The sequence below is a fragment of the Microbacterium sp. S1037 genome, assembly GCF_048381605.1.
Lineage (GTDB): Bacteria > Actinomycetota > Actinomycetes > Actinomycetales > Microbacteriaceae > Microbacterium > Microbacterium testaceum_B.
Window position 1 is genome coordinate 872,468 of the sequence record NZ_JBLWIG010000001.1, and the last position, 17,948, is coordinate 890,415.

The 17,948-nt window shown below is 68.9% G+C and carries 19 protein-coding genes; 10 read left to right on the plus strand and 9 right to left on the minus strand.

What is annotated here, in order from left to right:
- The first annotated feature begins 2 nt into the window (after positions 1 to 2).
- The 3 genes from ACMW4R_RS03850 (at position 3) to ACMW4R_RS03860 (ending at position 1,735) form a co-directional block, all read left to right on the plus strand.
- On the plus strand, positions 3 to 209 hold the full coding sequence (locus ACMW4R_RS03850) for a type II toxin-antitoxin system HicA family toxin (RefSeq protein WP_058595305.1): 207 nt from the start codon (positions 3 to 5) through the stop codon (positions 207 to 209).
- Positions 206 to 604 (plus strand): antitoxin HicB, encoded by a 399-nt coding sequence (locus ACMW4R_RS03855; RefSeq protein WP_058595306.1) that lies wholly within the window; start codon positions 206 to 208, stop codon positions 602 to 604. Before ACMW4R_RS03850 ends, ACMW4R_RS03855 begins: the two co-directional genes overlap by 4 nt.
- Positions 605 to 1,423: 819 nt before the next feature.
- A complete protein-coding gene (locus ACMW4R_RS03860; RefSeq protein ID WP_058614827.1) occupies positions 1,424 to 1,735 on the plus strand; it encodes a hypothetical protein in 312 nt (103 codons plus the stop codon).
- Between the two features lie 22 nt (positions 1,736 to 1,757).
- On the opposite strand, the gene ACMW4R_RS03865 is transcribed toward ACMW4R_RS03860, so the two are convergent.
- Positions 1,758 to 2,420: an ArsR family transcriptional regulator gene (locus tag ACMW4R_RS03865; RefSeq protein WP_418299198.1), complete on the minus strand. Its 663-nt coding sequence runs from the start codon at positions 2,418 to 2,420 to the stop codon at positions 1,758 to 1,760.
- 211 nt (positions 2,421 to 2,631) lie between these two features.
- Here ACMW4R_RS03865 and ACMW4R_RS03870 point away from each other — a divergent pair, with 211 nt between their 5' ends.
- Positions 2,632 to 3,654: a serine/threonine-protein kinase gene (locus ACMW4R_RS03870; RefSeq protein ID WP_418299199.1), complete on the plus strand. Its 1,023-nt coding sequence runs from the start codon at positions 2,632 to 2,634 to the stop codon at positions 3,652 to 3,654.
- A gap of 8 nt (positions 3,655 to 3,662) precedes the next feature.
- On the opposite strand, the gene ACMW4R_RS03875 is transcribed toward ACMW4R_RS03870, so the two are convergent.
- Genes ACMW4R_RS03875 through ACMW4R_RS03890 form a run of 4 tightly spaced genes read right to left on the minus strand, consistent with a single transcriptional unit; the run spans position 3,663 to position 8,783 of the window.
- Positions 3,663 to 4,481 carry a DUF6671 family protein gene (locus tag ACMW4R_RS03875; RefSeq protein ID WP_418299200.1) on the minus strand — a complete coding sequence of 273 codons (819 nt, stop codon included), beginning with the start codon at positions 4,479 to 4,481 and terminating at the stop codon, positions 3,663 to 3,665.
- Positions 4,481 to 4,804: a P-II family nitrogen regulator gene (locus ACMW4R_RS03880; RefSeq protein ID WP_058595311.1), complete on the minus strand. Its 324-nt coding sequence runs from the start codon at positions 4,802 to 4,804 to the stop codon at positions 4,481 to 4,483. Before ACMW4R_RS03880 ends, ACMW4R_RS03875 begins: the two co-directional genes overlap by 1 nt.
- Positions 4,801 to 7,332 carry a DUF2309 domain-containing protein gene (locus tag ACMW4R_RS03885; RefSeq protein ID WP_418299201.1) on the minus strand — a complete coding sequence of 844 codons (2,532 nt, stop codon included), beginning with the start codon at positions 7,330 to 7,332 and terminating at the stop codon, positions 4,801 to 4,803. The genes ACMW4R_RS03880 and ACMW4R_RS03885 overlap by 4 nt, the downstream gene beginning before the upstream one ends.
- Positions 7,332 to 8,783 (minus strand): proton-conducting transporter membrane subunit, encoded by a 1,452-nt coding sequence (locus tag ACMW4R_RS03890; protein WP_418299202.1) that lies wholly within the window; start codon positions 8,781 to 8,783, stop codon positions 7,332 to 7,334. The genes ACMW4R_RS03885 and ACMW4R_RS03890 overlap by 1 nt, the downstream gene beginning before the upstream one ends.
- A gap of 98 nt (positions 8,784 to 8,881) precedes the next feature.
- Here ACMW4R_RS03890 and ACMW4R_RS03895 point away from each other — a divergent pair, with 98 nt between their 5' ends.
- Positions 8,882 to 9,154 carry a helix-turn-helix transcriptional regulator gene (locus ACMW4R_RS03895; RefSeq protein ID WP_058597146.1) on the plus strand — a complete coding sequence of 91 codons (273 nt, stop codon included), beginning with the start codon at positions 8,882 to 8,884 and terminating at the stop codon, positions 9,152 to 9,154.
- 91 nt (positions 9,155 to 9,245) lie between these two features.
- Here ACMW4R_RS03895 and ACMW4R_RS03900 read toward each other — a convergent pair whose 3' ends face one another.
- Positions 9,246 to 10,121: an SMEK domain-containing protein gene (locus ACMW4R_RS03900; protein ID WP_418299203.1), complete on the minus strand. Its 876-nt coding sequence runs from the start codon at positions 10,119 to 10,121 to the stop codon at positions 9,246 to 9,248.
- Positions 10,122 to 10,480: 359 nt separating this feature from the next.
- Here ACMW4R_RS03900 and ACMW4R_RS03905 point away from each other — a divergent pair, with 359 nt between their 5' ends.
- The 4 genes from ACMW4R_RS03905 to ACMW4R_RS03920 all read left to right on the plus strand — a co-directional run bounded on the left by ACMW4R_RS03905 (position 10,481) and on the right by ACMW4R_RS03920 (position 14,528).
- Entirely contained in the window at positions 10,481 to 11,473 is a 993-nt protein-coding gene (locus ACMW4R_RS03905) for a hypothetical protein (RefSeq protein WP_418299204.1), read from the plus strand.
- On the plus strand, positions 11,466 to 12,926 hold the full coding sequence (locus ACMW4R_RS03910; RefSeq protein ID WP_418299205.1) for a hypothetical protein: 1,461 nt from the start codon (positions 11,466 to 11,468) through the stop codon (positions 12,924 to 12,926). Before ACMW4R_RS03905 ends, ACMW4R_RS03910 begins: the two co-directional genes overlap by 8 nt.
- 206 nt (positions 12,927 to 13,132) lie before the next feature.
- Positions 13,133 to 13,531: an ArsR/SmtB family transcription factor gene (locus ACMW4R_RS03915; protein WP_058597142.1), complete on the plus strand. Its 399-nt coding sequence runs from the start codon at positions 13,133 to 13,135 to the stop codon at positions 13,529 to 13,531.
- Positions 13,532 to 13,550: 19 nt separating this feature from the next.
- The gene (locus ACMW4R_RS03920; RefSeq protein ID WP_058628056.1) at positions 13,551 to 14,528 is read left to right on the plus strand and encodes an SRPBCC family protein; all 978 of its coding nucleotides are present in this window, start codon (positions 13,551 to 13,553) and stop codon (positions 14,526 to 14,528) included.
- A 135-nt stretch (positions 14,529 to 14,663) separates the two neighbouring features.
- On the opposite strand, the gene ACMW4R_RS03925 is transcribed toward ACMW4R_RS03920, so the two are convergent.
- From ACMW4R_RS03925 to ACMW4R_RS03935, 3 genes are all read right to left on the minus strand, one after another.
- Positions 14,664 to 15,098, minus strand: coding sequence for a hypothetical protein (locus ACMW4R_RS03925; RefSeq protein ID WP_058614819.1), 435 nt, complete (start codon positions 15,096 to 15,098; stop codon positions 14,664 to 14,666).
- Positions 15,099 to 15,299: 201 nt separating this feature from the next.
- Positions 15,300 to 15,755, minus strand: coding sequence for a Fe-S cluster assembly sulfur transfer protein SufU (gene sufU, locus ACMW4R_RS03930; protein WP_058597145.1), 456 nt, complete (start codon positions 15,753 to 15,755; stop codon positions 15,300 to 15,302).
- Positions 15,752 to 16,993, minus strand: coding sequence for an aminotransferase class V-fold PLP-dependent enzyme (locus tag ACMW4R_RS03935; RefSeq protein ID WP_418299206.1), 1,242 nt, complete (start codon positions 16,991 to 16,993; stop codon positions 15,752 to 15,754). The genes sufU and ACMW4R_RS03935 overlap by 4 nt, the downstream gene beginning before the upstream one ends.
- Positions 16,994 to 17,356: 363 nt before the next feature.
- On the opposite strand from ACMW4R_RS03935, the gene ACMW4R_RS03940 reads away from it, so the two are divergent.
- The gene (locus ACMW4R_RS03940; protein ID WP_418299207.1) at positions 17,357 to 17,833 is read left to right on the plus strand and encodes a hypothetical protein; all 477 of its coding nucleotides are present in this window, start codon (positions 17,357 to 17,359) and stop codon (positions 17,831 to 17,833) included.
- Positions 17,834 to 17,948: the final 115 nt, after the last annotated feature.

The following is a 17,948-nucleotide window of genomic DNA, read 5'->3' on the forward strand; positions in this document are numbered from 1 at the left end:
TCATGGTCAAGCCGATGAAGTACCGCGACCTGGTCAGGTTGCTTCGGGATGCCGGATTCGACTCGGAGCAGGGGAAGGGCGATCACGAGAAGTGGTCGGCACCGGGGCTGTCGCGCCCCGTCATCATCACGCAGACACGAGAGGTGTCGCCAGGATTGACGCGGAAGGCGCTGGCGGCCATCGAGGAAGTGAAGGGACAGGACCGATGACGATGATCGATGTCACGGCCACCCGCTGGGACGGCGGATGGGAACTCGCAATCGACGGCGACCCTGTGACTCAGGTGCGCACTCTCGACCGTGCGGAGCAGCAGGTCCGCGACTACCTCGACACCCTCGCCCCCGGCGTCGACCACAGCGATGTGCAGGTGAACCTCATCCCTGATCTCGGGACTGGCGTTTCGGTTCGCGTCAAGGAGGCGCGGGAGGCCACGGCGGCGGCGCAGGAGCGTCAGGTCGCTGCAGCGCGCCAGGCTCGCACGGTCGTGCGCGAACTTCGCGCGCATGGCGTCACGGTCTCCGACGCCGCGGTGCTTCTCGGCGTCAGCCCCGCCCGCATCAGCCAGCTCGCCAAAGACAAGACCGACGCAGCTGTCGCGTCCTGATCTCCGGGGCGCAGGATGAGAGCATGCGCGACGACCGGATACACCGACCTAGAAAGAAGATTGATCCTGCGGAACGAACGCTGCCGCCGGAATCACGCGAAGCGAGCTCATCACGATCATCCGAACGTGACACGGTGCAGGGGGACACGATCGATCATGGGCCGCTGAACGTCCTATCTGAGTCTCCACTTCGGTGCTCAGAACGCTCAAATGCGCGGAGGCATGCTGCGAAACCAATTGGTTGTGCACTACCCACCGTCATCTCTCTCGGTCATTGCGAGCGGATGCGCCCCCGCTGTTTCGCGAGCGCCAGTAAGCCCCGTAGATGATGAAGCCGATACCGCCGACCGCCAACGCGGGTATCGCAAACCACATCGGTAGGCCGCGCCCAGTGGTCCCGGTGGGGTCTCCTAGGAGCACGGGTAGTGCGATCAAACTGAGTACCAGGAACGCCACTCCCAGCCCGATCAGAACGTTCGGCCGCTTGGGTGGGGTTGCCATAGTGCAGATGCTGACAGCCCCGCGGGTCGGGCGCTACCCAGCCACCGTGCCCTTTATCGATTGGGGGCGGGGTTGCCGCGCTGGTCGTCTGGCTGCTGCTGGCTGTCGGTGCGTACCTCGCCCTGCTGCACGGGCGCGCCGCAAACGCCCGGTGCTCGCGAGCGTCATGACCGGTGCGAGCGCACTCATCGTGCTCGGGGTGACGGCCGTGGCGCTCTCCTCGCCGCACCGCTTCTGAGCGCGGAACCGTGCCGGTCGCGGCCTCGCGCTGCGGGCCGTGTGCGAGGATCATCGAACGATGCGGCGGAGGGGGTTCGGATGATCAGTTCGCCTCGTCGTCTTGCCCTGTCTCTGATCGCCGGCGGGGTGTTCGCTCTCGTGGCGGGTACCGTGCTCGGCGTCACGACCGGGGTGACTCTGCTCGGGATGACGGGACAAGTGCTCGGGACGTGGTTCAGCTACGTGCCGATGTTCTCGGAACCGACCCCGCGACCCATGCCCGCGCTGGAGCCGCTCTTGCCCGCTGTGGGGCTCGTCGCCGGCATCACGCTCTTCCTCGGGGGCTGGGTGGCGATCATTCGAGGTGCGGCGCACGGCTGGCCCGCGAGGTTCGATCGCTCAGCTCCCTGAGCGGAAACCGACCGCGTCCGGTCTACGCCGCCGTGAGTTGGGGAGCGACGCGGGCGATGCGCGAGCGGAGCTCGGCCACCGTCTCGTCGAAGGCTTCGATGCTGCCCGTTCTTGCGGGATCGCGAATGGACCAGTGCACGTCGTCTCGCCCCCGCATCCGTTCGTGGGCATGGTCGCAGACGCTGATGAGGAAGTCGCCGGGACGCGCAACCTCGTCAAACGAACGCGGGGTCGCATCGGCCTCGAGCGGGATGCCGTGGCGAGCGGCGGCGGCCACCGCACCGGGATTCACCCGATCGGCGGGACGGGTGCCCGCGGACGCGGCCGGGATGGAGCTGTGCGTAGTCCAGATGGCCTGTGCGAGCTGCGAGCGCGCGGAGTTGGCGGTGCACACGAAGACCACCCGGCCTTCCACTCTCCGAGGTCCCAGGGCGAGCGCCGAGAACGCTTCCGGGATGAGCTGGAGGTAACTGCGACGACCGTCGGACTCTGATCGGACACGTCGCGCGATACCGCGGGATTCCAGAACGTTGGCGTGGAAGGCGACGAGATTCGACTTCATGCCCAGGGCTGCCGCGATCTCGCTCGACGACATGTCGCCGATGGACAGCAGGTCGATGATCTGAAGACGTCCGGGGTCGGCGAGGGCGGCGAAAGCATCCGCGCGTCGTTGAAGGTCGTCCATTATGCACCCCAGGGTCGCACCGTGTCAGCGGGCAGCGCCAGAAAAATTAGCTCAGTAATCTTTGAGCGACCGCAGCGGGCTAGGCGCCCCCAATCCTCCTCCCGCTGCGGTCCCTCGACGTCAAGAGTTACAGGGAGTCTCGCATGGGCAGAGGAACCCGCGTGCAGGTGTCCCCCACCCGTCGCGCTCGCGACGACGGAGACACCCTCGTGTGAGCACCGCAACGCGACGCGACCGAAGCCGCGGCTCCGAACGGGAGGCCCTCTCGGCCCTTCTCGGCGAGGTGTTCGCGGGGCGATACCGGCTGCTGGAGCCCCTCGGACTCGACGGCGGATCGCGCGTGTTCCGCGCGCGGGACGACATCCTCGCGCGTGACGTCGCGGTGAAGGTCTTCCGCGCCGACCCGCGCGATGCGTCCGATCCACCGAGGCGTCTTGCGGCCGCTCACGTGCTCACCGGGCTCGATCACCCGTCTCTGGTGACCCTCTATGACGCGCACCTCGGTCGTGACGGCCGTGGCTTCCTCGTCATGGAGCTCATCAAAGGCCCCACTCTGCGACAGCACCTCGACCAGGACGGCCCGCTCCCCTCCGACGCGGCCGCGGGGGTGCTCCGGGATATCGCGCGGGGACTCGCCACCGTCCACGAGGCGGGCATCGTCCACCAGCGCCTCCGCTCGTCGAACACGCTCCTTCGGCCTCTGCGAGACGGCAGTCGGCCTTTCGCCGCGGTCCTCTCCGACTTCGGCGTGACGGACCTCCTGGAGCGCGCGGCACGAGCGGACGGGCTCGACCTCACCGTCGACACGGCGGAGTACCTTCCTCCGGAACGTGTCCACGGCGAAGGCGCCCGACCTGCCTCCGACATCTACTCGCTCGGCCTTCTGATGCTCGAGGCGCTGACCGCGGAGCGCCCCCTTTCCGGCGGACTGGTGCAGGACCTCCTTCTCGACCCTCTGGCGTATGACCCGGAGATCCCCACGACGTTCGGGTACGGCTGGGAACTGCTGCTCACCGCCATGACGGCCCGTGACCCCGACGCACGCCCTACCGCGTCGGAGGTCGCGGCCCTGGCGGCCGAACTGCACGACCTCCCCGAGCCGACGCCGGCAACGGTGATCACCACGGACAGTCCGGAGCCGGTGCCGGCACTTCGAGCCGTGCGTCAGACGCGCGACGTCGTCGCGCGGAAACGCCGACCCGCGCTCTGGACATGGGTCACCCACTACCACTAGCCGACGCCTCACGGATTGCACGCGTCGCACGCGGCGGGATCGGCCACCTTCACCGGTCGCCGGCGTTCCTGCCGTTCCGGACACCGCGGGCACCCGTCCACGTCGAGCCGCACCTGCGACGTCGCGTTGCCGCAGGCGCCGCACGGCAGTCCGCGCACCACACCGACCGGTCCGAAACCGGGGCACCCGCACCCCGGGCAGAGGCGAGTGAGGCGTGCGGCGAGCAGCCACGACAGTCGCCGCAGCGTTCGTCGTCGCCCCGGGTTCATGTGCGCACGCAGATCCGGCTCGAGCTCGACCGGACCCCGACGGACGAGGGCGAGGAGGGCCGTGGCATCCTGGATCCCCTTCCTCATGCCCTCGTCGGTGTGCGCCACGACGGCCTGCGCGGGGAAGCCCACGCGCTGGAGATACCGCTGTGCCTCGCTCTCGCTACGGACGGTGCGCCGCGGCGCGATGTGCACGTGCTGGCGGATGCCATGACGCACGCGCATGCCGCGTTCGAGGTCGACGAACACGGCGAGCTCCTCGTGCACCATCGGGCCGAAGCCGCCCAGCGCGGGGGAGTACGACGCCTCGGTCGCGAGACCCGTCGCCGTACCCAGTTCGGCCGCCGCCCCGCGTGCTTTGGCCGCCGCGGCCTCTTCGGGAGTGAGCAGCCTCGGCACGTCTCGCGTGAACGTGCCGAGGGCGTCGGTGTCGAGCGCCACCGTGGGGGCGACCCACGCGCCGAGCCACCGTCGGAACGCGGGCGCGAACGCCGCCTCCTTCCCATGGACGGTGCCGATCGCGACGGTGGTCCCGTCGAACGGCGAGGGAGCGCCCATCACACGAAGTAGTCGGCGCGGCTCACCGCGGTGGGTGACACGAACATCACGCCGGCCGTGCGTTCGAGAAGGGGACGGATGCCGGCGACGATCCCGTCGGCGCGCTCGGGAGCGACGACCGTGACCAGCAGGGTGAGGGCGTCATGGTCGTTGAACAGCAGGCGGCCGCCGCGCGAGCCGTGGTGTCCGACGCCGGCCACACCGGTGATCGCGGTGTACCCGCGCGCGCCGAGCGATTGCATCAGGGCGGAGACCTCGGCGACGTCGTCGCTCGCGACGACCACCTCGATCTTGGTCATCGGGGTCAGTTCGGACGTGCTCATGAGAGGTGCTCCTTCGTGGTGGTTTCGGGGTGGAGGACGGGGATGCCGGGGGCCTCGGCCGTGTCGAGGTCGTCGAGCTGCCAGCCGTAGCGGCCCCAGCGCATCCACGGCGCGTTCTCGTCGTCGCGTACCCGAAGGGTGATCCAGCGGTGAGCGACGAGGGTGCGGACGACCTCGGAAGCCTCGACGATCGTGTTGACGCGCTCGATCGGCGCCTGGACGAACACCTGCAGGCGTACGGGCTCGTGCCGTGCCTCCTGGCCGACGCCCACCGACTGCCACGGCAGGCCGATCCGCACGTCGCCGCCGTAGCCCGAGAGCACGCCTATGGTCCCGACGACGTTGTGCAGCGGCTTCGGGCCCGCGCCGAAGCGGTCGGGGGCGACCGTCGAGGCGGTGTACTGCGCGTTGATCCACTGCGCCACGATCATCGGCGCGGTGAGGATCGTCTCGAGCCCCGACCCCTCCGGATCGGCGGACGCCTCGTAGCTGTGCAGGAACGCCCGCCGCTCGAGGTCGAGCCCGGCCGTGATCGCCCGGGGCCCGACGATGAAGGCCGCGTTGCCCGCGAGCCCCCATTCGGCGTACGACTCCGCCCAGTCTGCGGACCGCCGCTCGGTGTCGCGCACGGCTCCAGCCGCGTCGCTTCCCCCGGGGAGGGTCGCGCTGCGCTCCGCGGTGTTCGCGACGCGCGCGGACTCGAGGTGGTGCCCGAGCTCGAGCACGATCGTCTCGTGCGTGGCGGGCACCGTCCACGGCTCGAGGAGCGTGACCTCGTCGGTCACGGTGTCCATCTGCGCGGCGAGGAACAGCGTGTCCGCGGGAATCCGGATGCCACGCCCGGCCAGCGCCAGGCGCGTCTCGGGGTCGTTGAAGATCATCGCCGCGGCACGGGCGTTCGGCTCGCCCTCGTGCCCCCCGCACGCTCCGCACTGCAGGCTCGACGCGAACGGATTGTTCGTGACCGTCGCGCCGTGGCCGCACAGCAGCACGATCGGCGCGAAGTCGTCGACGAGGCCCATCATCCGCAGCGCCGTCTCGGCGTACAGGACGCGTTCCTCGAGCGAGAAGACGACGTCGGCGTCCACGTGGGTGGACGGCTTCGCGGGCCTGACCATCTCGACGAGCGCGCGCCATCCTTCCGGGGCGAGGGTCCGCAGCGCGGAGGCCGCGCCGATCACCCAGCCCGCGGTCTCGGCGAACGCGAAGGGCGTGACCGGCGACTCCTTCAGCGCGTCGAGCGTGGCATCCCGTTCTCCTTCCGCGATCCGGCGCCGCCGCCACCGGTCGAGGGCGTCGCGCTCGACGGACGACTCGGTGATCGCGACCCGCGGAGTCAACAGGACGGGACAGGAGGCCACCTCGGGGGACCCGTCCGCGGGACGGAACGAGATCGGCACCGCGAAGAACCCGGCGAAGCCGAGCGTCTCGACCGGGCCCGCCTCCTCGAGGTGGCGCCGGAAGCCCTCGGACCGGGTGTCGATGCAGAAGACGGCCTGAGCGAGGGGGCGGTCGGTCCGTTCGCTTCCCCGCGCGGGCGCGAGGGCACGGGCCGCGCCGCGCTCGTAGGCCTCCTGCCAGACGGCGAGCCTGGTCGCCGGGGTGACGAGCGCGAGGGTGCGGCCCACGACCGCGCGGGTCGCGGGGTCGGAGGGGTCTGCCCCCAGTGCGAGGGCGACCATGCCGATCCGGGCCTCCTCGTCGGGCGCGGTCTGCGCGGGGACGCGGAGGGTGGCGTCGGCCGGGAGCAGGAGGCGCTCCAGGGTGGTCCGGATGGCGACGAGCGAGGTGAGGTCGACCCCCCGCGAGCCGTCCGTGAAGTGCCGGACGAGGGCCGACCAGCCCGGCTGTGCGAGCACGTGCGCCCGCAGGAAGTCCTCGGCCGCCGAGCCCGCGAGCTGCCAGCGGTCGAGGGCGACGCCGATCGCGCTCGCCGCGTCGGCGGGCGTGTTCCGGATGCCGCTGCGCACCTGCCGCGAGAGCGTCGGGTCGACCGCGGCGAGGCGCCGCCAGCCGGTCCACATGCCGTCGCGCCGCACGGGGCCGCTCCACGCGCCCTCGCCGAGGGTGGCGGTGAGCCACCGCGCGGTGAGGTCGTCGACGCGCGCATGGACGCGGGGCGAGAGAACGGCCGCCGGAGTGGGTAGCGACGGTCCGGTGGCCATCGCGGGTGAGACGAGCAGATCCTGCCGCAGGACCTCGGCGACCGTCGTCACGATACGACCGACCACGAGGGTGTCGGTTGCGCGTGCCTCGGCGACCGTGAACCGGAGGGCGGCGATCAGGTCGGCCGACGAGATGCGACCTTGCTCGTGCAGCTCGCGGAACCGCTCTTCGGGCAGGGTGAGCAGGATGCCGTGGTCGCGGGCGATCTGTCCGAGTGCGCCCTCCCAGTCGAGGTCCTCGTAGCCGGCGACGGGGTTGCGGGCGATGAAGGTCTCGAGCGGGAAGTGCGGCGAGATCGCACGGCCGGCGGCGGCGACCCAGCCCCGGACGGTGGCCGGTGAAGGAGGAGCGGTGGTGGTCATCAGACTCTCCGGTACTCGAGGGGGCCGTCGGCGGATGCCGGAGCCCAGGACGGGGTGGGGGCGGGGAGCGGCGGTCGGCCCCACGCGAGGGCGAGGGCGAAGATCCGGTCCGAGATCGGTCCGGTGGAGCGGATGCCGAGGAGGGATGCCGCGGCGACGACGAAGACGGCCAGAGCAACGCCCCAGGGCAGTGCCGTCGTCCCGCTGACGGGGACGAGCGCCTCCGCGCCCGGGAAGACCACCGCCACGTATCCGACGACCGCGATCGCCAGCGTGAGGAGCAGCGCCGCCCGCGTGGACACCCGCGCCGAGGACGCGCCGATCTGCGCCCCCGCGACCGCGGCGGTCGTGAGCGCGAAGAGGAGGAGGACCGCGGTGGGGTGCGTGAGCGCGCCGCTCGCGACGACGGCGATCGCGGCGGTTCCTCCGACGAGCAGTGCTCCCGTGACCTGCCCGATCCGCGAGGGGACGGGCCGGGGGAGTGCCCGTGCCCGGAGCGCGTGTTCCACGGCGGAGCCGGACCCGAGGAAGAGGCTCGCCTTGAAGAGGGCGTGCCCGATCACGTGGACGAACGCGAGTCCGTAGGCGCCCAGCGCGCACGCGAGGAGGAGGAAGCCCATCTGCGCCGCGGTGGAGTGCACCAGTCGGCCCTTGACGTCGGCGCGGGTGAGCATCGCGAGCGTCGCGATCAGCAGCGTGAGCGCTCCGGCCACTCCCGCGATCCAGGGGCCGACGGCCGAGGGGACGGGGGAGAACCGCAGGAGGAGCAGAGCCCCGGCGTTCACGAACCCCGCGTGCAGGAGGGCGGAGACGGGCGTGGTCGTCGCGGCGGTGGCCGGGAGCCAGCCGTGCAGCGGGAACGACCCCGCGCGGGCGATCGCGGCGACCGCCACGAGTGCGCCGACGATGGCGGCCGAGGCGGCGTCGAGGCTGCCGAGGGCCGCGAGCGAGATCGAACCGGTCGAGGCGGTGGCGACGACGACGGCCGTCCACAGGGCGGCATCGCCGATCAGGAGCGCTACGGCGCTCCGCCGGACGGCGACGCGCGTCTGCGGGCCCGAGCCTCCCGAGGCGATCAGGGCGATCATGCTGAGGGTCGAGACCGTCCAGCCTGCGGCCAGCAGCACGACGTCGTTCGCGGCGATGGCGGTCGTCGACCCGAGGGCCGCGAGCGACGACAGGGCGAAGAAGCCGCGCGAGCGCGGGTCCCCGCGGAGGTTGCGGCTCGCGTAGACCTGCACGACGACGGTGAGGGCGACGATGAGCAGCGCGAGTGCCGCGCCGGCGATGTCGGCGCTCTCGGCGAGGGCGCTCGCGAGACCGAGCGTGGCCAGAGCCGTGGCAGCGACCCCGGGCCAGACGGCGAGCGAGCCCGGAGTGCGGTGGCGCGTGGCATCCGGCAGGAGGGCGGCGAGGAGCGCGGCCGTCAGGAGCGGGGCGATCAATGACATGCGCAGCACGTTACATGCATAAAATTGCGTGTGTCAAAACACAGGTAATTAATCACACGTTCTTGAATTCCGGTAGCTTCGGTCACTAGGCTGTGGTGATGAACACCTGGACGTTCCTGACGAACCACGCCCACGTGTTCATCTACGTCTCCCGCGATCCGGGTGCGCGTGTCCGAGAGATCGCGGATGCCGTCGGCATCACCGAGCGCACGGCGCACGGCATCCTGGCCGACCTCGTCGATGCCGGCTACCTCAAGCGCGAGAAAGAGGGCCGACGCAACCGCTACGAGTGCGTCGAGGACCTACCGCTGCGCCACCCGGTCGAGAGCGACCACCCCGTCGGCGCGCTGCTTCAGGCGCTGCGCGGCTGACTCTCGCTCGCTCTTTCGCTGGTTGCGGTCCGGGTCTCGCGATCGTCACGCGCGCCCGGGTTTGCCAATCCGGTTATGAGCGTGCGAGCGGCTACCTCTGGATCTGTATACGCGTGTGATGTCCGTGCGCTTCCGAGAACCGGTTTACTCGGTCGACGAGACTCTCGCGGACTCCATCAACGTTCTTGCCGATGGCCGGCGGTAGCAAGTTGTCGCCCACGAGACCTTTGCGCACAAGTCGGGTCATTCTCCCGATCTCTTCGTCGATCATCTCGATCTGTTCGCGATAAGCAAAGGAGGCGTACGCGGATGCAGCCTTCGCCGTGGCCTGAATGCCCTCCGCCTTGCCAACCGTGACCATTTGCTTGATCTGGCGTAAGGCGCGCAACATGTCCCCGAAGTCCGCCTCGACCGCCACCGAATGGCGTATAGCGTCGCGATTCAGGGTGCTCAGAACCACCTCGAAACAGGCGAAGTCGGAGCGCTGAGTGAATTGAGTCCAGGGGACGGACTCTCCCAGTCGTTCGTCGAGTTTCTCGAGCTGTCTAAGGGTCAAGCCGGCCGTGCTGAGGATCGATTCTTGGTGCGTAATGGTCACCCATTTCAAGGCGTGTTTGCTTTGTCTGATCCCTTCGATGCCAACGATGTGCAGGGTGTCGTACTTTCGATCTAGCTTCTTAGCTAAGAAGACTTCGACGGTCTTCTTGACCTTCCGTGAAGTAAGCCGGGCGGTCACCTGCACGGCAATTCGACGTCCCGTGTCGTGAAGATCGATGGCGGCGGAGTTGAGAGTCTCGAAATTCGTCGATGTCAGCGCCCAGCCGCGAGTCATGTTGAGAATTTCCCGGTACAGGGTTTCAAGTCCCTTGGCGGCGTCGTTGAAGCCAGAATCAGTGAGGCTCAACACATGATGACCGATGGCTCCGGCGCGATCCGCGATCGAGACGGCCAGATCAGTTTCTCTCATGGGTGCTCCTTGTCAGGGCGTCTCGTGGGTCAAGTATCTCTGTTCCGTCGACGGTAGCTCGACCCGCTTTGCTAGCCGGTTGTTTCAGGCCCGGGAGGCATGTTCGGGACGAATGAGAGCGATCGGTCGCGACGGTTGACCTCTTGAGAGGTCTGTGCCACCTGACATGCCGGAATTGCAGTCAGATGACATCGGACGTCCACGCGCTCGGGGCCGTAAGGGGGATGATCCAGGACATTGCAGCGATACATTCCTGCGACCCGAGGCGGCTTGCAGTCGCGTCCCGCCAGCGCCCGCTCGTTCGTGCCCGATATCCTCTCGTCAGCTAGAGGACGCAGCGGGAGTACGGGGAGATCGGGATGGCCGAACCACTCAAGATGGATAAGGTTCGGACGGGATTCGGCAAGACCGTAGATGACATGGGAAGGCTCGCGCGCAGCACCTCGGCACAAGTCGCCGAGCAGGCCGGCGAACTCAAGGACGCCGCTGGGAACACCCTCCAGAAGCTCACCACCAAGAAGCCGGACCCGTACGAAGAAGCGATCGCCGAGTACAACGGTGCGTTCACAGCAATGAACGACAGCGGACTGTCGCTGCTGCGCCAGCGCGAGCGCTCGACGGACCTGGTCGACCTGGTCGAGTTCCTGGTGAACAGCATCGCGAACACGCCGAAGTCATTCGAGAAGGATTTCGACGAGATCAACTTTCGCAAAGCACAGTTCGTTGAGGTCATCGAGTTCGCTCGGAGGGATCTCGAGGCCGCTCGAGCGTCCGCGGTCGGGGCAGGGGCGGGCCTCGCTGCGGGTGCTGCTGTGGCGAGCATGGCGCCGACAGCGGCCATGTGGGCCGCCACGACCTTCGGTGTCGCTTCGACCGGAACTGCGATCTCCACGCTCTCAGGGGCTGCCGCAACCAACGCGGCGTTGGCGTGGCTCGGTGGGGGAGCTCTCGCGGCCGGCGGCGGCGGCACTGCCGCGGGAAGCGCGCTCCTCGCACTTGCGGGCCCCATCGGATGGACGGTGGCAGGGGCCACTCTGCTCGTCTCGGTCGTGCTGTTCACGAGGAAGAAGGTTCAGAACCGCGACGCGAAACAGGAAGCGCTCATCGGCGTCAAGCAGAACACCGCGCTCGTGCGACGCATCGACGCCCAGATCAACGACCTGCTCCGTCGTACCTCTTCGTTTCGCGAGCTTCTCCTGAACCGCTATCGCGATGCGCTCACACTCGTCGGCGCAGACTTCCTCGCGATGTCCGCAGCGGAGCAGTCTCGGCTCGCCGCACTGGTCAACAATGCGAGGGCCGCCGCGGTGCTCCTCAGCCGCACTGCGGATCAGCACGCCGCCGATGAGTGATCCGGAGCGCCTCGCCAGAACCAACCAAGAGCAAGCGGTCGCCGCGTGGGTCAATCACCTGAACCAACTCCGCCTGGACAATTTGCTGAGCGCCTTTCGTCAGCAAGATGTCAATCTCGAGGATGCGCTTGCCAGCGTCGACGAAGCAATCAGAAAGATCGACCTCGAAGTGGTCACATCCAACCGCGGCGGCTTGAGGGGCATGCACGGCTTCATCGCCGAGGTTGCTGAGGTTGGCGTCGGTAACGCGCGGAGCCAGATTCTCGGAGAAGGTGCCGTCTACCAGTGGGTGAACGACAACGGCCCTGTGGACCTCATGCGCGGCGGCGTGGAGATCCAGCAGAAGTTCGTTGCTGCCGGCGGGCGCTTTGGTTTGGGCGCAATCACGGAGCATCTTGAGAAGTACCCGGACTTCGTGACGAGCGGTGGGAAGTACCAGATCCCCTGCGACCACTTTGATGTGATCCGAAACCTCCACGACATGCCGCGCGCGGAAGCCAGCAGTCTGCTGGCACGCAGAGGGAACGGTCCCTCTTTTCGGGACTGGGAGCGAGTCCAAGCGTTCTTCGGCGATGGCTCGGTCGGCATCGAGTCACTCGAACCATCCACGCTCGACTACCGCGAGGTGCAGCGAGGCGAGTACGAGTCCACGCTGGAGGCTGAGAAGGATGCACTCCGCTCAACCGACGAGACCCTGCGCAATGACGCGTACCAAGCGAGCCGACCGAAGCTCAAAGAAGGCGCGAAAGCAACACTCGTATCCGCTGCCGTCGAGGGCGCGACTGCCTTCGTCATCGCGGTGGTCGGAAAACGTCGAGAGGGTAAGAAGCTCAAGGACTTCACGCTCGATGACTGGACGGAGATCGCCGCTAGCACGGGGCTCGGCGCCGTCAGCGGAGGGGTTCGCGGTCTGAGCATCTATTCGCTCACGAACTTCACGGCGACGTCTGCGGCCGTCGCCAGCTCGATCGTCACCGCCGCCTTTGGCATTGCTGAGCAGGCAAGCAAGCTACGACGCGGGGAAATCGACGAGCTCGAGTTCGTCGAGGCTGCCGAGCTCATCTCCCTGGAAGCCGCGGTCAGCGCCCTATCGTCCTTCGTCGGCCAAGCACTCGTCCCGGTCCCTGTTCTCGGTGCCGTGATTGGCAACACTGTCGGCATGGTCATGTATAGCGGGGTCTCTTCATCGCTATCCCGACGAGAAGCAGAACTCGTTACCCGCTACCTCGAAGAGCAACGGATGCTCGATGAGCGGCTTGCTGCCGACTACCAGGAGCTGGTCAACCGGCTCGACGGGTGCATGCGGGACTACCTCGCGGTTCTCGAGCGAGCGTTCTCTCCCGATGTGGAGGTCGCGCTTCTCGGATCGGTCGACCTAGCGCTCACACTCGGCGTAGAGCCAGATGACGTTCTGGATTCAGAGCGGAAGACCTTCAGGTATTTCCTCGACTAGATGTAGCCGGTCAGCACGTTGGTAGTCACGGACACCTTTCGAGGTGCGCACCTGCATCGGATCAATCGCAGCCCGGTCCCGTTCGCTCAGTTCTCTGCTGGCGACGGCGTGCTGCAGTTCGAGGCCCGCGTCCCGCTCATTCGCGCGCGGCACCTCGACAACCTCGCGGTTGCGCTCGTATGCCATGCCCACTAACGTGCAACCAAATGGTTAAACGACAGCCCCTCCACGACGCCGACATCGACCGCGTCTTCCACGCGCTCGCCGATGCGACGCGGCGCGACATCGTGCGGCGCACGCTTGTGGCCGAGCAGTCGGTGTCGGATCTCGCCGCGGGATACGCCATGTCGTTCGCCGCCGTGTCGAAGCACATCTCCGTGCTGGCCGAGGCGCGGCTCATCACCAAACGCGCGGAGGGAAGGGTGCGACTCGTGCGCGCCGACCCCGCCGCGCTCGCGCGGGCGCAAGAACTGCTCCGCTCCTACGAAGACCTCTGGCGGGGCCGGATCGACCGGCTCGACGCCCTGCTGGCCGAACCCGCGCCCGCGGATCCCGGCCTCGAAGACGCCGGGGACCCGGCATCCGCCCCTCCACCTGTGAACTGAACCGACGAAGGAGTCCGTCATGCCCGTCACATCCGTCGAGAGCGACGCCGAAGCGCTCACCATGACCCTGGTCGCCGACTTCCCCGTCGGCACTGAGCGGCTGTGGGCCGTGTTCACCGACCCGCGGCAGCTCGAGCGCTTCTGGGGTCCTCCGGGGTGGCCGGCGACGTTCACCTCCTTCGCGTTCGAGGCCGGTGGGCGCGCCCGGTACGAGATGCGCAGCGCCGGCGGCGAGATCGCCCGGGGCAGCTGGGAGTTCGTCGCCATCGATGCTCCGCGGGGCTTCGAGGTTGTGGACTCGTTCGTCGATGAGAACGGCGACCCCATCGAGGGCATGCCCGCGATGCGCATGACCTTCGCCTTCGACGAGACACCGAGCGGCTCGCGCCTGACGAACATCACGTACTTCGACTCGCTCGACGGCCTCGAGCAGGTGCTCGCGATGGGCGCCGTCGAGGGGGCCACCCTCGCGATGAACCAGCTCGACGCGGTGCTCGTGGGGCTCCGGGAGTTCGCGCAGGGAAAGGGCACGCAACTCGAGATCCTCGACGATCAGCACGTGCGCATCACGCGGCTCATCGAGGGCCCGCGCAAGCTCGTCTGGCGCGCGCACACCGACCCCGAACTCATGCGGCGATGGATGCTCGGCCCCGACGGCTGGCGCATGAGCGTCAGCGAGGTCGACGTCTCGGTCGGGGGGACCTACCGCATCGCCTGGGAACCCGAGGAGGGCACCGAGGGCGAGCCGTTCGGCTTCGACGGCGAGACGCTGCTCATCGACGAGCCGCGCCGCATCGTGCAGACCGAGCACATGACCGGCACCGACTACCCCTCCACGACCAACGACCTGTCGTTCTACGAGGAGGACGGCGCGACCCTGGTCACGCTGCTCATCGAGTATCCGGATGCCGCCACCCGCGACGCCGTCCTCGCCACGGGCATGGTCGACGGCATGGAGCAGAGCTTCCAGCGGATGGAGCGCGTGGTCCTCGCCTGATCGACGGATGCCGCGGCCTCGAGGTCGCGGCATCCGTTCGGCCGGGCACGCAGAATCGGACCGCAGCAGCGGATTCGGATGCCGGGGCCGTGCTGCTCCGATTCTGTTGCTGCGATCCGATTCCGGTGCCGCGCGTCAGGCCGCGGGCGCCGCCCGCCGCACGAGCTCACGGATCCGCTGCTCCACCTCGGGCGTCACCTCGACCACCGCGTACGACACCGGCCACATCGGCCCGTCGTCGAGCTGCGCGCTGTCGTCGAAGCTCACGGTTCCGTAGCGGGTTTTGAACTTCGAGGCCGGCTGGTAGAAGACCACGACCTTGCCGTCTTTGGCGTAGGCCGGGAAGCCGTAGTAGGTCTTCGGGCTCAGGTGCGCCGCCTCTTCGAGCACGATCACGTGCAGGCGTTCGGCGACCGCGCGGTCGACTCCCTCGAGCTTCTCGATCGCCTCGAGGCAGGCCTCGTTCTCCTTCTGCAGTTTCGCGAGACCCTTCAAACCCTTCATGGCCTGGAGTTCCTCGGCGCGCTGCTTCATCGCCGCGCGCTCTTCTGCGCTGAATCCGTTGCCCATGGCATCCGCCTCTCTCCGTCGTGGTCGCAGGATATCGCCGCCCCGGCGGCCCCCACCATGCGGTGCGCGCACCGTCGGCGTCGGCTCGCGAAATGAGCTCGTGAGTGTCCAAAACACCCGGACGATTTTCTGAGACGTCCGGGTGTTTTGGACACTCAGTGGGCGTGGGCGCTGGGGAGCGGACGTCCGGATGCCACGGCCTCAGGCCTGCCGCAGCCCTTGCTCGAGCGCGACCCAGGCAAGCATCGCGCACTTCACGCGCGCGGTGTACTTCGAGACGCCCGAGAGGGCTGCCGCGTCGGCGAACGTCTCCTCGTCGAGGGGGATCTTGCCGCGGGAGCGCAACGCCTCGCGGAAGCCGGCGATCAACGCCTCGGCGTCGGCGCGTGGCATCCCCTCGTCTCCGCCGTCTTCCTGCAGGAGCGCCACCAGCATGGATGCCGAGGCCTGCGAGATCGAGCAACCGGCGCCCTCCCACGTGACCGAGGCGACGCGGTCGCCCTCGACATCGACGCGGAGCGTGATTTCGTCGCCGCAGACGGGGTTGCGCTGGTGCACGGTGGCGCTGTGGGCACCGGGCTCGGCGAGGCCGAAGCCGCGGGGCTTCTTCGCATGGTCGAGGATGAGCTCCTGGTAGAGCGACTCCAGTCCGCTCATGCGCTGACCCCGAAGAAGCCGCGGACGCCCGAGACCGCGTCGAGGAACGTGTCGATCTCGGCCTCGGTCGTGTGGATCGCCGCGCTCGCGCGCACTGACGCCGTGATCCCGAACCGTCGGTGCAGCGGCTGCGCGCAGTGGTGACCGACGCGCGCGGCGACGCCGCGGGAGTCGAGGAACTGCCCCACGTCGTGCGCGTGGACCCCCTCGACGGCGAAGGCCTGCAGGGCGACGCGGTCGGCGGCATCCGTGTCTCCGAGGAGGCGGATACCCGGAATCGAGCGAAGCCCCTCGCGCATGCGCTTCTCGAGCGTCGACTCGTGCGCGTGCGCGGCCTCGAGGTCGTGCTCGCCGAGCCACCGGACCGCGGCGGCGAGGCCGACGGCCTGGGACACCGGCTGCGTGCCGGCCTCGAAGCGCTGGGGCGGCGGCAGGTATTCGGCGCGCTCGAGCGTGACGGTCGTGATCATCGAGCCGCCCGTGGTGAACGGCGGCAGCGACTCGAGCACCTCATCGCGGCCCCAGAGGGCGCCGATGCCGTAGGGACCGTGGATCTTGTGCCCCGAGAACACGGCGAGGTCGACCCCGGATGCCGGGAGGTCGAGCGCGAGGTGCGGTGCCGACTGGCACGCGTCGAGCACCGTCAGCGCACCGACGCCGCGGGCGAGGGTGACGAGCTTCGCGACCGGGTTCACGATGCCGAGCACGTTCGAGACGTGAGGGAACGCGACGACTTTGGTGCGCTCGCCGATGAGGTCGGCCGCGGCGCGCATGTCGAGGGTGCCGTCGTCGAGCACGGGGATGTGCCGCAGGCGCGCTCCCGTGCGCGCGGCGAGTTCCTGCCACGGGATGAGGTTCGCGTGATGCTCGGCCTCGGTGACGACGATCTCGTCGCCCTCGCGCAGACGCCCCGCGTAGCCGAGGGACCCGGCGACGAGGTTGAGGCCGGCGGTGGCTCCGCTCGTCCAGACGAGCTGCTCGGGCTCGGCGCCCACGAACTCGGCAACCGTAGAGCGGGCGTCTTCGAACAGCTCGGTCGCCTCGGCGGCGAGCGTGTGCGCCCCGCGGTGGACGGCGGAGTTGGCGCGCTCGAGGAAGTCGCGCTCGGCGTCGAGCACCGCGCGCGGTTTCTGGCTCGTCGCGCCGGAGTCGAGGTAGACGAGCGGATGTCCGTCGACCTCGGTCTCGAGGATCGGGAAGTCGGCGCGCACGGCGTCGACGTCGAAGGAGAGGGTCACCTCTCCAGGCTACGCGGCGCGGGGTGGGTGGCGGCCGGTGGGCCGGTCCGGCCGATGTCGAGGGGCGGTTGGGACGGCGGGGGCGGGCGAAACTCCTGACAGAGCGGAGGCCGTGCCCCCGTGGCCGCGGGTTCGGGCGCCGAGAGGACTGAATCTCAGGAGTTTCGCTCGCTGGTGCGTGCCGCGCTCCGGAAAGAACTGCCCGATTGCCGCACAGAGCGGCCGAACCGGGCGCACTCGGGGCCGTTCTCCGGGGCGCGGCACGCGCCCGGCCGCAGGGGATCCGTGCGGATCGCCGGGCGCGCCGTATGGGAGTCGTGAGAGTCCCGCACCCCGTCGGATGACCCGCGTAGACCGGATGCCATGACCCTCACGGCCCTCCTCCCCACCCTCCGCTCGAGCATCCCGGCGCCGTTCGACGCCGGGGCCTGGCCCGCCGGCTCCGCGCCCACCCTTGACGACGTGACCGTCCGTGCGGTGTCTGTCGGGCGGTACGCCGACATCTGCGGCACGCCCTGCGTGTGCACGGGGCCCGCCGTCATCCCGGCGTCGGGCGGGGTGGCATCCGCGAGTCTGTCGATCACCGTGGTGGTGGCGACGGTGACGGATGCCACGCCCGCGACGCTCCGCCTCGACGCGTGCGTCGCGGGGCTCGAGGTCGTCTGGCGCGAGGCGCGGTTGATCGGTCGTGTCTCGCACGCCTACGACGAACCGTTCGCCGTGCTCGACGCCCACGGCTCGGCCGCCTGCGGAAGCGTCGTGCTGCCCGGCGACGTGCACGTGGGCGACCGCGTCGCCTTCCCGTGTCCCGGATGCCACACCGTCGGCGAGGTGCGCTGATGCTGCTGCACTCGATCGTCTACGCGTGCCGCTGCGCGCGGGTGCAGGCGGAGTTCGAGGGGTGCTCCGCCGGCGACGAGGTCGAGGCCGAGCAGAACTCCTGAGTTTTCGCTCC